Origin of the sequence: Paenibacillus sp. P32E (assembly GCF_001909085.1) — a bacterium.
In the GTDB taxonomy this organism is placed as follows: domain Bacteria; phylum Bacillota; class Bacilli; order Paenibacillales; family Paenibacillaceae; genus Paenibacillus_AQ; species Paenibacillus_AQ helianthi.
Window position 1 is genome coordinate 72,771 of the sequence record NZ_LVYY01000004.1, and the last position, 14,605, is coordinate 87,375.

Annotated in this window: 13 protein-coding genes; 8 read left to right on the top strand and 5 right to left on the bottom strand. The window is 46.3% G+C overall.

Annotation, left to right across the window (positions count from 1 at the left end; all coding sequences use genetic code 11):
* Nucleotides 1-27: 27 nt before the first annotated feature.
* From A3848_RS05285 to A3848_RS05295, 3 genes are all read left to right on the top strand, one after another.
* The gene (locus A3848_RS05285) at nucleotides 28-696 is read left to right on the top strand and encodes a CoA transferase subunit A (protein WP_074083920.1); all 669 of its coding nucleotides are present in this window, start codon (nucleotides 28-30) and stop codon (nucleotides 694-696) included.
* Nucleotides 689-1,345, top strand: a complete 657-nt coding sequence (locus A3848_RS05290; RefSeq protein WP_074083921.1) for a 3-oxoacid CoA-transferase subunit B — start codon at nucleotides 689-691, stop codon at nucleotides 1,343-1,345. The genes A3848_RS05285 and A3848_RS05290 overlap by 8 nt, the downstream gene beginning before the upstream one ends.
* A 263-nt stretch (nucleotides 1,346-1,608) precedes the next feature.
* Entirely contained in the window at nucleotides 1,609-2,211 is a 603-nt protein-coding gene (locus A3848_RS05295; RefSeq protein ID WP_074083922.1) for a hypothetical protein, read from the top strand.
* 103 nt (nucleotides 2,212-2,314) lie between these two features.
* On the opposite strand, the gene A3848_RS05300 is transcribed toward A3848_RS05295, so the two are convergent.
* The gene (locus tag A3848_RS05300) at nucleotides 2,315-2,905 is read right to left on the bottom strand and encodes a TetR/AcrR family transcriptional regulator (RefSeq protein WP_208619411.1); all 591 of its coding nucleotides are present in this window, start codon (nucleotides 2,903-2,905) and stop codon (nucleotides 2,315-2,317) included.
* 145 nt (nucleotides 2,906-3,050) lie between these two features.
* Here A3848_RS05300 and A3848_RS05305 point away from each other — a divergent pair, with 145 nt between their 5' ends.
* From A3848_RS05305 to A3848_RS05320, 4 genes are all read left to right on the top strand, one after another.
* Entirely contained in the window at nucleotides 3,051-4,052 is a 1,002-nt protein-coding gene (locus tag A3848_RS05305; protein ID WP_074083923.1) for an NADP-dependent oxidoreductase, read from the top strand.
* Nucleotides 4,053-4,070: 18 nt separating this feature from the next.
* On the top strand, nucleotides 4,071-4,847 hold the full coding sequence (locus A3848_RS05310) for an SDR family oxidoreductase (protein ID WP_074083924.1): 777 nt from the start codon (nucleotides 4,071-4,073) through the stop codon (nucleotides 4,845-4,847).
* Nucleotides 4,848-4,995: 148 nt separating this feature from the next.
* Nucleotides 4,996-5,748, top strand: coding sequence for an SDR family NAD(P)-dependent oxidoreductase (locus A3848_RS05315; protein WP_074083925.1), 753 nt, complete (start codon nucleotides 4,996-4,998; stop codon nucleotides 5,746-5,748).
* A 150-nt stretch (nucleotides 5,749-5,898) separates the two neighbouring features.
* Nucleotides 5,899-6,723, top strand: a complete 825-nt coding sequence (locus A3848_RS05320) for a serine/threonine protein kinase (protein ID WP_074083926.1) — start codon at nucleotides 5,899-5,901, stop codon at nucleotides 6,721-6,723.
* A 398-nt stretch (nucleotides 6,724-7,121) separates the two neighbouring features.
* Here A3848_RS05320 and A3848_RS05330 read toward each other — a convergent pair whose 3' ends face one another.
* The 4 genes from A3848_RS05330 to A3848_RS05345 form a co-directional block, all read right to left on the bottom strand.
* Nucleotides 7,122-8,372 (bottom strand): sugar efflux transporter, encoded by a 1,251-nt coding sequence (locus A3848_RS05330; protein ID WP_074083928.1) that lies wholly within the window; start codon nucleotides 8,370-8,372, stop codon nucleotides 7,122-7,124.
* Nucleotides 8,357-9,697, bottom strand: a complete 1,341-nt coding sequence (locus A3848_RS05335; RefSeq protein ID WP_074083929.1) for a DUF6271 family protein — start codon at nucleotides 9,695-9,697, stop codon at nucleotides 8,357-8,359. The genes A3848_RS05330 and A3848_RS05335 overlap by 16 nt, the downstream gene beginning before the upstream one ends.
* Before the next feature lie 204 nt (nucleotides 9,698-9,901).
* The gene (locus A3848_RS05340; protein ID WP_083611927.1) at nucleotides 9,902-11,638 is read right to left on the bottom strand and encodes an SGNH/GDSL hydrolase family protein; all 1,737 of its coding nucleotides are present in this window, start codon (nucleotides 11,636-11,638) and stop codon (nucleotides 9,902-9,904) included.
* A 179-nt stretch (nucleotides 11,639-11,817) separates the two neighbouring features.
* Nucleotides 11,818-12,927, bottom strand: a complete 1,110-nt coding sequence (locus A3848_RS05345; RefSeq protein WP_074083930.1) for a GerAB/ArcD/ProY family transporter — start codon at nucleotides 12,925-12,927, stop codon at nucleotides 11,818-11,820.
* A 183-nt stretch (nucleotides 12,928-13,110) separates the two neighbouring features.
* Between A3848_RS05345 and A3848_RS05350 the strand changes: the two genes are divergently transcribed.
* Nucleotides 13,111-14,598, top strand: a complete 1,488-nt coding sequence (locus A3848_RS05350; RefSeq protein WP_074084053.1) for a spore germination protein — start codon at nucleotides 13,111-13,113, stop codon at nucleotides 14,596-14,598.
* Nucleotides 14,599-14,605 lie beyond the last annotated feature (7 nt).

A 14,605-nucleotide genomic window follows, 5' to 3' on the forward strand; every position in this document is an offset into this window, starting at 1 on the left:
AAAAAAATATACAAGGAGTCAGAAACCATGAATAACAAATTAATCTCCGCAGAAGACGCCGTTAAGAAGGTCAAAGACGGAGACACGGTGATGGTCGGCGGTTTTCTGGCCGGAGGCCACCCGGAACAGTTGGTACGAGCGCTTGTCGAGACCCACTCCGCCGATAATCTCTCCATTATTTCCAATGATACGGGTACCACGGAATTATCTATATATAAGCTTGTAAAAAGCGGCAGAGTCAAGCGGATTTATGCATCCTATATCGGTTCCAATCCGGAAACAGGAAGACTCCTTATGACCAAAGAAGCGGAGGTGAGCCTCTTCCCGCAAGGCACGTTAGCAGAAAAAATACGTGCAGGAGGAGCGGGCCTGGGCGGTGTTTTAACACCTGTAGGTGTAGGTACCATTGTAGAGGAAGGCAAAAGGAAAATAGATATTGACGGAAGGGAATATCTGCTCGAACTGCCACTCAAAGCAGACGTGGCGCTAATCAGAGCCCATAAGGCAGATGAAGCGGGGAATCTTGTGATCAACGGCTCTTCACGCAACTTCAATTTCGTTATGGCTATGGCGGCAGATTATGTAATAGCCGAGACAGATGCATATGTAAAGCTCGGGGAGATCGATCCCAATCATGTTAACGTACCTGGAATATTTATTGATGCCATTGTAAAGGTAGGGGATACCCATGAATAACCGAGAATTCATTGTGAGAAGAATCGCCCAGGAATTCAAAGACGGCGATGTGGTCAACCTGGGGGTTGGCATGCCTACCATGGCGGTAGACTATATTCCCGATAATGTTCATATTATGCTGCAGGCTGAGAACGGAATCCTCGGTGTGGGACCCAAAGCCACAAAGGTACAAGAAAGTATCGATTGTATCGATTCTGGCGGAAGTTACGTTACAACCATGACAGGAGCTTGCTATTTTGACAGTGCGGTTTCATTCTCCATCATCCGTGGAGGGCATGTGGACATCACCGTTTTGGGTGCCCTGGAGGTTGATGAGAACGGCAATCTTGCAAGCTGGATGATTCCAGGGAAAAAAGTGCCGGGCATGGGGGGAGCTATGGACTTGGTGGTCGGGGCCAAGCGTGTCATTATAGCCATGGAGCATGTGAATAAAGATGGGGAACCGAAAATACTAAAAAATTGCAAGCTGCCCCTGACTGCTGTAAATGTTGTAAAAACCATTGTAACCGAAATGGCTGTCATCGATGTGATTCCAGGCAAAGGGCTGATGCTGAGTGAAATTGCGCCGGGTCTATCGGTGGAAGACGTTCAAAAGGCAACCGGCGCCGAGCTACTGGTCTCGCCTACCTTAAAGGCTATTGCCGTCTAAGCCAAACGATAACCTCCGGTACATGGCTGATTCCAAACACTGCCCCAGGAAATCGTACCGGGATGAAGGCCAATTTGCTAGTCTCCTAGGAGGCTGGCTTTTTTTATGTTATTTCCACAATAGTGGATTCATGGAAAGTATGTTCGGCAACTACGCAAACTGCGCTCGGGATAACAACAAAAGATCGATAGTAGTCAGACGCTTGGTTGGTTAACTTACGCTGTGTTAATATAATTGAATAATAAACCAGAGGAGGAAAATCATTGGGTTTTAAAAGATTTTATATCTTATTGACATCAACTCTTCTACTTTTTGTACTGGCAGGTTGCAGCGGTAGTTCAGGGGCCAGTAATTCCAAGGCCGCCAAGATGGAGCCGGATACGTTCTCGGAGCAGGATATGGCCATCTACAAAGTAGATAACAGCAAAGAAAGGGTCAGCTACGGCATGCACCGCAAGGATGCGGAGAAGGTGCTAGGGACCGGAAGTGTAGGGATTACCAATTCGTATACATATGAGTCTGGAGTAAGCGTGCTCTACAGGGATGATAAGGCCGTAGCCATAACGCTGAAAAGAGAATCCCAGGGGACATATAGAACTGCCCGGGGGGCTGAAACCGGCATGACGAAAGCGAAGATTAAAGAGTTATATGGAGAGAAATATGCGTTTGAGAGTAGTGAGAAATATATGGAGTATTACTACGATACAGAAGCGAAGCAACTTGTGGAAGGATCTGCAATAAAGTTGAATTCGCTCTCGGGGGAAGCGCTTAGAGCCAAACAACTGGTATCAACAGCCTATGATGCGGAAGGGAATGCTATCTTGATTATCCTGCTGGATGGGCAAGCCGCCAACACTTTCAAATAATATCTAATTGTTCATTTAGGAACTACTTCACACACACCGTCATTTTCTGCCGGTGTGTTTATTTTTGCAAATTCTCTTCGATAAGAGAGCGGTTTTTTTGGATTCACAGCCCCTGTTTGATCAAATTCCATATCCGTTCGAATCTGTCTTGGTAGTCTGGGTAATTCCAGGATTCTTTGAAGGATGGGAGGCTAAATACCGCAAATGCAGATAGAATCGCCTCCGCCCTTTCTAGGTGGGGATCATGATAGTCCATGAAGCCGTCAATAATCTGGTAGGAATCCCATAGAACGTCGCGTAATACCAGTGGATTGCTATCAACGTATTGCGTATTCAGGGCGAACATCTTGGGATTCTCGTTATAGGCGCGTTTTTTGGCATTCGCAAAGGCCCAGAGCCAATCATGGAGCCATTCCTTAGGATTAGCCGAATGAGTCATATCGATTTGGATTTGTTCTGAAATCATCCGGTTGAACCAGTTCTTAGAGACGGCTGCCCAGAGCTCTTGCTTATTTTTATAATGTTTATAGAGCGCTGCGTGGGTGATACTTAATTCATCCGCAATTTGGGAGAGCGTCACTTCGGATTTTTCCGTGCGCTCCATTAATGCCTCGGCTGTTTCAATAATGAGCTCTTGTGTGATTTTAGCCATCCTGCTGCCAACCCTTTCTTCATCAATAAAATCCTCAATCATCGTTTATATACCTGTCTGTATTTTAGCATATACAACAGTCAGTAACAATTGTTGACTTTTGTAACCTGCGGATTTATGCTTGTTGTGCAAGTTACAAAATACGATAAATGTTACTTTTTATTCAGGGCAAAGGAGGCCATCCATTATGAAAGCAGCACAGATCACCAAATATTCAAAAAAGTTCATAGTAGAAGTCAACGATATTCCAGTTCCAGAAATAAGTGATCACGAAGTTTTGGTCAAGGTGAAGGCAGCAGCAGTTAATCATTTGGAATTGCTTATCGCTACCGGAAGCGTGAAGCTGATCCAGGATTATGAATTTCCACTGGTACTTGGTAACGAGCTGACGGGTGTTATTGAGAAGGTCGGTAAGAACGTCCATGAATATAAAGTGGGTGATGCCATTTATTCACGCCTGCCACTTCACAAAATTGGTGCTTTTGCTGAGTACGCGGCGATTCGTGCAGATGCTATCGGGCACTTACCCGCTAATCTGGATTTTGTGACCGGTGCTGCTGCGCCATTAACAGGCTTGACTGCCTATCAAGGATTACATGAAGAACTAGCTGCTAAAGCTGGCGAAAGCGTGTTTATCCCCGGGGGTTCGGGTTCATTTGGCCAAATGGCCATTCCTATCGCCAAAAGCATGGGGCTTAAGGTCATCGTCAGCGGAAACCCGCAAGCTCGTGAACGGACAATGGCGGCTGGAGCAGACCAATATATTGATTACACGACGGAGAACTACTGGGAACAACTTCGTGATGTGGATTATGTGATGGATACCTTGGGACCAAGCGAATTTGATCATGAACTTGCAATTATTAAAGCAGGCGGTCGCCTTCTTTCTCTGCGTACGGGTCCTAACAAACGTTTTGCCGAAGATATAGGCTTGTCAGGCTGGAAGCAAAAGCTCTTCGCCATTGCCGGGGCTAAGTATGATTACAAAGCGAAGAAAAAGAACATTCAATATCATTTTATTTTTGTACGGAGTGATGGCGAACAGTTAAAAATAATTACGAAGATTATTGAAGATAACGGGATTGTCCCAGCGGTGGACCCCACAGAATTCCACATTGAAGATATTAACGAAGCACTAAATTTTGTGGCTACAGGTCATCCCAAAGGAAAAGTCATTATCCGATTCTAAGGAGAGTAGACGATAACAATGAATTTAATAAATAGAACGATACTGGTGACAGGCGGGACATCCGGGATTGGCTTTGCTTTTGCTAAACGTTTTCTTGAAATGGGAAATACCGTGATCATTACGGGGCGTTCACAAGAGCGCATCGACCAGGCAGTAAAAAACAATCCCGGACTCATTGGGCTGGCGGCAGACGTTAGTGATCCCATAAGCGTTGATCAGCTTGCCCAAGAACTCGCTATTCACTATCCGAAACTGGATATTGTTTTTAATAATGCTGGTATAATGCACGAATTTGACTTGTTTGATGAAAATATCACCTATGAGCATCTTGCCGCAGAAATTAACACGAACTTGAACGGTACCATCTATGTCACTAAGGCTTTGTTGCCACTGTTAGCCAAACAACAGGAGGCCATGATTGTTAATGTGAGCTCACTGCTTGCAAATATTACAGTTGCTAACGCACCGGCTTATTCTGCAACGAAGGCTGGCGTCCACATGTTCAGTGATGCATTACGTGAGCAAATCCGTGCCAAAGGAAAAAAGATTCATGTGATGGAACTTTGTCCACCTGTTATTTCTGAAACCAATCTCACAGACACGTATGACGAAGGGTTCCTGAATAAAATGATCTCTTTGCCATTGGCGAAGCTTGTTAATGCTGGTATTACTGGGATGGAAAAAAACAAACTACGCGTGAACGCAGGTTTTACTAAAGTAATGCGTTTTTCCATGAAGTTCGCCCCGGATTTCATCACACATACTTGGGGTCAAATGATTCTGAAAGCAAAATAATGCGAGAATATCTGGAAAGATAATTCTTTACTGAACGTTCTAGAAATGATATGCTAGACCAAGTTAGAGTGACCGTTTTATTTTAACTAAAGTAGAACGATCATTCTTCAATTATCTAAAAATACTTATTAAAAGGGAGAGAATCAGGATGAAGTACACAGTGATCACAGGGGCAAGCTCAGGAATTGGATATAAAACAGCTTTGGCGTTTGCTGCACGCGGTAAAAACTTAATTTTGGTAGCCAGACGATTAGATAAATTAGAAGAGCTTAAATCAGCAATCCAGGTTATGGATCCGAATGTAGATGTTATTGTTCATACAAGTGACCTGTCGGATACAGAGCAGGCCTACACACTGTATAACACTTTGAAGGAATACCAAATTGAAACCTGGATTAATAATGCCGGGCTTGGTGAAGGTTCTTTTGTAGCAGAACAGAATTTAGACAAAGTTGAAACCATGCTTCGTGTTAACATTGAATCCTTGACGATCCTGTCCACACTATTTGTGCGGGATTATGCTGATGTAGAAGGAACTCAGTTGATTAACGTATCATCGGCACTCGGATATGCGATTGCTGTGGGGAGTGTGGCTTATTCTGCATCTAAATATTATGTCAGTGCCTTCACCGAAGGGCTTGCCAAAGAACTGGAGCTTAAAGGTGCGAAATTAAAAGCAAAAGTGTTAGCACCCGCAATAACTGAAACAGAATTTGTGAAGAAATCAATCGATGCTGAAGAATTTGATTACAAAGCAAACATGCCTAAGTACCACACTGCCGAACAAATGGCGGGTTTCATGGTAGAGCTATATGATAGCAACGATGTGGTAGGTATTGTGGACCAGAACTATGACTTCAATCTGAGAAGTCAAATCTATCCGATCATCTCTGAGTTTTAATTCGCATCCATCTATTTGCTTAAATTCATTGGAAGAGGAGAAAGTATCCTGGCAGAAATGGCTTCAATCAGCCGCTGAATATCGTCATCTATGAGATAATAACATTACTAGTGTTCTATATGCCTATAGAGAATGTGGGGTGGAAGAGTAATGGTATTTGAACGGTGGCGAGGATTTGTTCAGGCCTGGCGGGATTACCCGCTTCCGGAAGGGAGCCGGATCGGTGAATGGTATACGATAGAATCCCTATTAGGGGAAGGGAGCTACGGGCTTACTTACCGGTGCTTCGACTCCAGGGATGGAGCTCTTCTAGCTGTCAAGCAGTCCAGACCGAGCAAGAAAGCGGTGGGACGGAGTATGCTGGCCAAGGAGCGGGATATCTTACAGGCCATGAATCATCCCCATATTCCTAAGTGCCGCGGTTACTTTGAGCAGAGGGGTACAAACTGGCTGGTGACCGATTATATAGAGGGTAAAACGCTGGAGGATCTGATCTTCGATGAGCACATGGTCTACGGGGAGCGGGAGTGCCTGGCCACAACCCTGAGACTGATGGAATTGGTAGCCCATGTCCATTCGCGAGGATATGTTCACCTTGATCTACGGATTCCTAATGTGATTCTCCAGAATAATGAAGAAGTATACTTGATTGATTTCGGGTTGGCAAGGCGGATCGGAGAGGCGGATACGGTGCTGGAGAGGCGGAGCCCGAAGGTGGAGGAGATACCGAAACGGAAGCCGCCGGTTATTGCCTCGGATTTGTATGATATCGGGCAATTCATGCTGTTCATGCTGTATTCCGGTTACAGACCCGAACCGGGAGGGAGAGAGCGGAGCTGGCGGGAAGAACTGGACTTGTCGCCAGGAATGCTGCGTATCGTATCCCGGCTTCTCGGAGAACAGGAAGCCTACCCGGATACAGCTGTTTTTGTCCGTGAAGCCGAAGCTTTGCATGAGAGTCTGCAGTCATATTGATTTCCGCACAAAAAGGCGCCTTCATCCAAAAGATGAAAGGCGCCTTGTGATTTTGGAACAGTGCCCAAACGGGCAAAGATTAGCTTGAGCTGCCGTAGCGATTCTTATAATATTTATGTCCATTTCCTCCATGGTGCGCGTCCGAAGATGAGTGGCGTTTGTATCCGTGATTACTGCTAGAATGTCTGCCGTACACAGGCCTCTCTTTATGACCGCTTGAAGATCTGCTTCGCCTTCCATGTTGGGAGTGTTCCATGGAGTGCAGGACTTTGCCGAGAATTTTTTTTAGCATCATGTTTCCTCCTCTAGGGTTATATAGGCCGCTTAGTGCGGTCTTATTACTTAATTACCCCTGTAGTACGGTATTCATACCTGCAGGTTTCGTGATTAGTCAGTGGTTATGTTAACGTTTCAGCCTGCTTCATGGAATCTTTCTTATTGCTTAGTAAGCTTGTGCTGTTAATAAGCACGAGTCCAAGGCCAGCCAGGGTGGCACAGGCGATGAATATCGCGCGGTTCCCCATCCACTCCCCAATACTCCCAGCCATGAATCCGCCAAGCATAAGTCCGATGGTTGTAGCATTGGAATACATTGTTGTCGCGGTTCCAGGGGATTCTGGAATTAGCTCCTGACAATAATTGAGGCCAACGCCCAGTACAATAGACACGTAGGCAGCATTCAGAATCTGGCAAGCTGCCAGTTGCCAGGTTGTATCCGCTCCAGACGATACAACAAAATAAAGAACGCCAAACACACCAGCGGCTTTCATAATGAACGTATTGCCGTACCTTTTAGCCAATAGACCGAATCCAAGCATAAACGGGATTTGTAGCAGAGCGCCCAGCCCAACCAGCCAACCGACGGTTTGGTCTGTAGCGCGAAGATTAACCGTAGTAAGCAAAGGTAAGGCAATTCCTGACATAGCATTACTGGTCTCGAAAATCATGAAGGCAGAGATGGAGACCCACAGCAGCCAGCGTCCCGTTTGTTTGGTAGTCTTTGTCCGCGCCAAAGTTAGGTCCGTGTCAGTCACGGAAGGACGGTCATATCTAACCAGATATACAAATACAATCAATGCTATTACAGCATATAGACCCGCAACAAATAGGAATAACGCGCTATAATCCCGATTTCTGATCAACAAGGGGGCAAGCAGGGGGCCTACTACCCACGAAAGGGAAAATAAGGTTCTTTGCAGAGATATCGCAATGGCTGCGTCCTTGTTCACCGCAGTGGCTGCATCCCTCACATAGGCAAATATTTGCGGGAATACAGAAGTCGCCAGAGCAATGAATGTAATGGATACGATCAGTAAAGTGTAATAATTCTCAAAAACAGCAAAAAGAGAATAGCCGATGATTGCAGCTGCTGATGCGGCGAGTAGTATGGTTTTTCGATTAAGCCGTCTATCAGATAACCTGCCGATCCAGCTGGACACCCCCACCTCGAACATAGAGGAGACGGTCAAAAATATCCCCAGCATCCAAGAGCTCATTCCAATTTGCTGCATTCCGAACAATGGCATGAATGTCATGGTCAAGGAGAAACCGACACCCATAAGAAAGGTGCAAGCCAAGGCAGGCAGATATGCCGGGATACCTCTAGATTCCGCTAAATCGGCTAGTAGTTGATTCAATATGCGTTGCATCTGGATTCGCTTCCTATCTGCTCAGAAAGATGGATTAACTCTCTCCAGATATTTTGCAGCTTAATGCTTCTAGTATAATCATCATCGAGTTCGTCAATCAGAAGGCTTGCACCACGTTCCAGTTCCTCTGCAACTTGGCGATATTCGTCCAGCCCGGAGGGCAGTAGAATTCTGTGTGCCAGGTCATGAACCAAGCCTAATCTTGTCTTCCTGTCCAAGTTCATCTGGCATTCGGATAGCAGATTCACCAAAGTGGAGGGTCCTGTATCCCGGAGAATATGAAAACCGTTCTCTTCAGGAAGGGCTAGCCGATGCAAATAATTGCAGCGGAATTCCGTTATGAAAAAATTGTAATCCGCCAGCTTCGCGATGCCTTTCCAATAGTTCAAGGTCCCGTCCTGCTGCTTACGGGTGTATTCATGGGCATGAATAATCCGCTGGGTATGATAGACTGCGGGGACTTTTAACAGGGAGCCCAATATATAAGTGTGATAATCGAATCCGATACAGCGGGAGCCGATAAAATTGGGAATCCACTTAAAAATCTCCATCATCGCGATATTTCCGCATTCAGGATAATTGGGGACAATCTCAGGGATATCGGGAAGCTGCTCACAGGTGATCAATAACGGCCGAGTGCGGAAGTTCAGCTCGCCATCACTGTATTTGGCGTCAATGTAAGCAGGTATCCGGGCTTCGGGTATGCTTAATAGGGTCAGAAATTCATTTAGTGTCTGTGTATTATGCTGCTGAAGCAGCTCCAGAGTCACATTCCAATCTCCGATGTAATCGCTGCCTGCGATCCAGATTTCTTCTTGCAGTAATTCATCAGTAAGGCTCTCGCAGGTATCCATCATAGGAAGTACCTCGGCAACTTTTTTACCGATAAACTGCATTTCCCCCGAAACGGGATACAAGGTCTCATCACCCAGAGGGGTAAAACAATCCGAATCTCTGCGATGAATCACCTTCCGCCCGTACCTGACAGCAACGAGATAGAGCATATTAAAAACCTTACCATAATCGACTTCCTCCGGATGAGGATAGAGCAATCGGGTTAATTCAGCGAGATCCCATTGTCCATGCCCAGCGAGGTCTCGAATCCACTCTAATTGGTCATTGAGATCATGGTGAATGATCGGAATGGAAGTGGTCTTCTGAAGTGCTATAATGTCTTTCTTGTTTTTTATCACTACATGGGAAGGTCCATTATCTAGGATGATTAACTCTTCCGGATCGATTCCCCGTTGCTGCATGGATGTCATTTCAATAAGGATAGATTGGACAGCAGGCAGTACAAGGCGATTGGTCGGGATGGCAAACATTAAATGGATCATCTCCTATTATATAGATAGAATAGAGGCAGGGAAATTATAGCATATCTGATAAAATTACGGAATCGATAGTTTGCCCCCGTTCATAATCCTAGTAAGCTGGTAATAAAAAATTCCCTTCCCCAGCAGAATGACCACCGGGAAAAGGAATTTATTTAAGGGTTTACCGTTGGTTGACTCCCCATTGAGGGAGGTCTAAGCGTTATATCCAAAACCCAGAATAGTAAAGCATTTATCCTGATCTTCAGGCGCCATTTGGATTTCGATTACATGCTCCTGGCTATGCTCATTCTGATAGAGAATCACCGGATTGCAGTGTGTCCAGTTGTTCTCATGCGGATCAGCGGTGACTGCCAGCTTGCCATCTACGAAAATCTCCGCTTTACCGAACTCGGAGCTGCCCGAATCCTTGTATACCAGGATAAGGTTTCTACTGGTTATACTCAGCTTGAAGCTGTCCGGCCCGGACGCTGCCGTATGCATCCAGTTATAGGGGAATTCGGGAGTCCCAACCGGGCTCAGATCCATTTCGACCATCTGCAGTTCTGTATCCGTACCCGTAAATCCACCCGCTTCGATGACAGCGCCTGTGTGGCTCTTGCGGTCCAGCAAACGGGTCCCGGCAAAATCATTCCCGAGAACCGGCTGTTGATCCAACGTGATATCCTCATCGTCCATATCCGATTTATAGGTTTCAGAGAACAAGTAGGCGAGACAATCCGCCATGACCCGGTGACCATCATTAGTAGGATGGTAGATGTCATAGAAAAATTGCCGTTTCGATATGATGTTGCCCTCAACCTTGCTCAGGCGGAACTGCCCGGTCACCGCGTCCTTTACGCTCACCATGGGAAGATTATAGTGCAGGCCTACAGGTGAAAGCCGTTCCTGCAGGTTCCAGTCATTCACAAACACGCTGAACAGCAGAATTACGGCAGGCTGGTTACGCGCAGAAAGAATTTTCAGGCAGAGGCTTTCGTAGCAATTGCCCTTCGTTTCATCCCCCTCGTCATTGACTGCAAATTCAACCACCACGATGTCCGGCATTACGGCGCCGTCTCTAAGAATGTCCCTGTCATAGCGGATCACTCCAAGTTCCGAGGGTGTACCCCCTACACCGGCTTTTACATAGTGAATGTTCTCTCCCCCGTCCCGGCCGAACAGTTCCTTGAATCTTACATAAGATTGATAGGCATAACATTCGGTATGTATCGGCTTCGCCCCCGCACCCTGAGTAATGGACCCTCCGATGAAAGCGATCGTAACATCCTCACCCCGTAATGCTTTATCTATGGCGGATTTCAATCTTTTATTATTTCCTGAATGCATGAAGGACTTCGCGATCATGTCCCGGTATTCCTTGGAACCGTATGCAACCGGCGGCTCGGCTATAAGCTCAGGCGCAGTATATCCGTCGTTCAGATAGAACATAATGCTTGCCGTTGCCAGCTCGCCTTCGTGGCTGAACTCAAAGGCGAATTTGCCGGGGATGTCATCCTCCTCTGCCCACTCGATATCCTCCAGCCTGAGCACCATTTCTGTTCCGTCATTCGGGCATGGAACAAGCAGGCGGGTGCCTGTCTCATACTTGCTCGTTCTGCCCCAGTTCTGCAGAAGAAAAGAAACTGCTGCCTCCCCGCTGTTCGCCTTGACGGAGACACCGATACTGTGGACTAATTTGCGAAATCCTGCCCAACTGCCCAGTAGAGCCAGCATCTCTTCATCCGTAACGCCGCCAATATATTTGGCCTTGTCAATCAAATAGCTGCCGTCCAGATAGATTTCCTGCGAAGGCCGGCCTTCGGCCCTGGCAGTCGCCTCAATAGCTGTTTCAAATAGTATGAAAAAGCCGCTTCTATTCTCCACCGGGTCTTTAGGAGCCGTAGGGCCTTCGTTATTGTCGGCAGCAATGATCCTGTTATTGTCTTTCACTTCGACCAGCCTCGCTTTTTATAAGTATGAATGCGTTCACATTAACTTATATTATAGACATGGACGTAGGATCAGCTCAACGAGCATTAGAAATTTGTATTTAGTTATTACAAAAAGTCTCTAGTTTACCCAAGGTACTCCCATCGGTCATCGTATCCTGTATTTCAACATGAGGGCTGCTACTGCCTGGCGTTGTGGCCGAAGCGCTTCCTGATATGATAAACAATGAGCAGGAGTGACGGGAAGACCAAAGCGTAGGTGATGTCCCAATCCAACCAGCTAGGGGTGACTTCCTTAATGTAGAAAATAATATCTTTGGCCAGCAGATTTGACATGCCGTAAATCAGAAATCCTACAGGAAAGATCAGGGGCTTGTAGGTTTTCAGTTTCAGCAGTTGCGCTGTCCCCAGGACAAAGGCGTAGAAGTAAAGCGCTGTTTTGAAGTATGTGCTTATAATCCATGTGGTGGCCATCAGCGCTTCAATCCGCTGCAGAAAATTGCCAATGTTGACTCTTTGGGCAAGAACATAAGCTGCATAGAATACATGCTCGGAAAAATAAACCCCAAGTATCGTCAGAGAGAGAAACAAAATCAGGTTAAGACTAATAGATGCGATGAATAAGGTTATAAAAATGTCCCGGCTGGTTTTACTATGTTTTTGGGCAAACGGATAGATCATGAAGAACACACACAGTTCCCCGAACGGGTAAAAGATGCCGAACAAAATGGTATGCAACATGTCAGGAAGAGGTGTATGCAAAACAGGATGAATCCGCTCCATTTCGACATCGGGAAACAGCAGGACGATTAGGCAGATTAAAAAAACCGCAAAAAATGGAAGGAAAATCTGCGCGGACCGGCCCAGATTTTCCAAACCCAGCCTGATGCCGTACACCAGCAGAACAATTGCCATGAAGCGGATCACTCCGCCGGGTGTACCCTCGTAAATTTGTGTACACATGAAGTCTTCAATTTCCCTGACATAAGTGGATGCTGCCATCAGGAAAAAGAATAAATAACTCACCGCTACTGCTCCGCCCGCCCATCTCCCCAAAATTTGCGTGGATAGCTCGATAATGGTTTTATTTGGATTGATATTTGCGGCGGATATCATTATTTTAACGGTTGCCAGTCCCAGCGGAATACTGATCAGTCCGGCAATCCATGCATCCTCGTGGGCTCCTGTGGTCATGATTGAAGGATAGACAAGCGCCATATCCCCAATAAGCGTAAAAAGCCCTAGAATGATCAATTGAGCCGTACTGATCCGGTCCTTTTCAAGACTCATGAGATTCCTCCGTATCGGCTGCAAACGGTCCTTCAGCCACTTTTTTTCCTTTCCTTAGCATGCAAATATCTTCCACAATTATGCATCCCAGACATAAATAATGATAGACAGGGATAATTATCAATTTCCGAATCATACTATGTACACTTATTCGTGGAAAGTGGAGGATGCGAATTGAAAGATATGAACTCTGGCACATTGTCACCTTGTCTTAAGGATAATCAGATGCAGTTGGTTCAGCTTCTCGGGAAAAGCACCGATCTGTTGATTAAAGAACTGCAGCCGGATCCTTATACGCAAATCGCCGTGATATATATAGACGGTCTTGTGGATACCCAGGTGCTGCATAATTCCATACTCTTTTCGCTTCAGGAAGGCTGTACCCCGGATCGGCTGAAAGATCTGGATGCGGGGCAGAAACTTGATCTTCTGCACAAACGCATACTGATGGCAGGAGATATGTCCGTCACCCATGACTTGAAACCATTCGTTCATCAGTTGTTGTCAGGCAATGTGATGGTGATGGTGGATGGAATTTCAAGTGCTCTGCGGATCGGGCTGCCCGGGTGGGAGGACCGCAATGTAAGCGAACCAAGCTCACAGACGGTTGTACGGGGTCCGATGGAAGGATTCACGGAGAATTTACGGACGAACACGGCGCTGATCCGGAGGAAAATCAAAGACAGTCAGCTATGGCTGGAGACTGTTGAGATTGGCAGGGTGACCCAGACCAGTGTGTCCATTATGTATCTCACTCACATTGCAAGCCCTGATCTGGTACAGGAGGTAAAACGCCGGTTGGGCAAAATTGATATAGACGGCATTCTGGAGAGCGGATATATCGAGGAATTGATTCAGGATACAGTGGCCACACCTTTCCCGACCATTTATAACAGTGACCGCCCGGATACGATCGCGGCAGGAATCCTTGAGGGCAAAGTGGCGATTCTTGTTGACGGTACGCCGTTTGTTCTGCTGGTGCCCACTTTTTTTGTTGCCTTTTTTCAATCTGCAGAAGATTACTATCAGCGGGCGGATATTGGTTCCTTGCTGCGTTTCATCCGATTCTTATCCTTTTTCATTACCATGCTTGCGCCATCGCTTTATGTGGCAGTTACTACTTATCATCAGGAGATGATCCCTACTACTCTTGTCATCAGCCTTGCCGCACAAAGGGAGAGCGTTCCCTTTCCGGCGTTCGTGGAGGCATTGCTGATGGAATTGATTTATGAGATTTTACGGGAAGCGGGGGTGAGAATTCCGAAGAACATAGGTCAGGCGATCTCGATTGTCGGTACGCTGGTAATCGGCCAGGCGGCAGTTTCGGCGGGCTTTATCTCCTCGGCGATGGTCATTATTGTATCCATTACAGCTATTTCCAGCTTTGTCATCCCTGAAACGGGAATGGCCATTGCGGCGAGAATCATGCGTTTTGCATTTATCGTTCTGGCTGGCTTTATCGGATTGTATGGCATTTTGTGCGGTGTCTTTATCGTCGTGATGCATTTGGCAAGCCTGCGTTCCTTCGGGATGCCGTATATGAGTCCAATTGCTCCATACCAATCCAATAATCTCAAGGATTCGCTCTTCCGCTTCCCCTGGCCGCTCTTGAAGACCAGACCGGCAAACAGTAAAATTCAAAACCTTAACCGTCAAGACACAACCAAGTGAGGACTGT

Bases quoted from the DNA above. Each gene is read 5' to 3' on its own strand.
- A3848_RS05285 (WP_074083920.1), top strand. From the start codon at position 28: ATGAATAACAAATTAATCTCCGCAGAAGACGCCGTTAAGAAGGTCAAA.
- A3848_RS05310 (WP_074083924.1), top strand. From the start codon at position 4,071: ATGAATTTAATAAATAGAACGATACTGGTGACAGGCGGGACATCCGGG.
- A3848_RS05345 (WP_074083930.1), bottom strand. From the start codon at position 12,927: ATGAGTCTTGAAAAGGACCGGATCAGTACGGCTCAATTGATCATTCTA.
- A3848_RS05315 (WP_074083925.1), top strand. From the start codon at position 4,996: ATGAAGTACACAGTGATCACAGGGGCAAGCTCAGGAATTGGATATAAA.
- A3848_RS05290 (WP_074083921.1), top strand. From the start codon at position 689: ATGAATAACCGAGAATTCATTGTGAGAAGAATCGCCCAGGAATTCAAA.
- A3848_RS05300 (WP_208619411.1), bottom strand. From the start codon at position 2,905: ATGATTGAGGATTTTATTGATGAAGAAAGGGTTGGCAGCAGGATGGCT.
- A3848_RS05350 (WP_074084053.1), top strand. From the start codon at position 13,111: ATGAACTCTGGCACATTGTCACCTTGTCTTAAGGATAATCAGATGCAG.
- A3848_RS05320 (WP_074083926.1), top strand. From the start codon at position 5,899: ATGGTATTTGAACGGTGGCGAGGATTTGTTCAGGCCTGGCGGGATTAC.
- A3848_RS05305 (WP_074083923.1), top strand. From the start codon at position 3,051: ATGAAAGCAGCACAGATCACCAAATATTCAAAAAAGTTCATAGTAGAA.
- A3848_RS05335 (WP_074083929.1), bottom strand. From the start codon at position 9,697: ATGTTTGCCATCCCGACCAATCGCCTTGTACTGCCTGCTGTCCAATCT.
- A3848_RS05330 (WP_074083928.1), bottom strand. From the start codon at position 8,372: ATGCAACGCATATTGAATCAACTACTAGCCGATTTAGCGGAATCTAGA.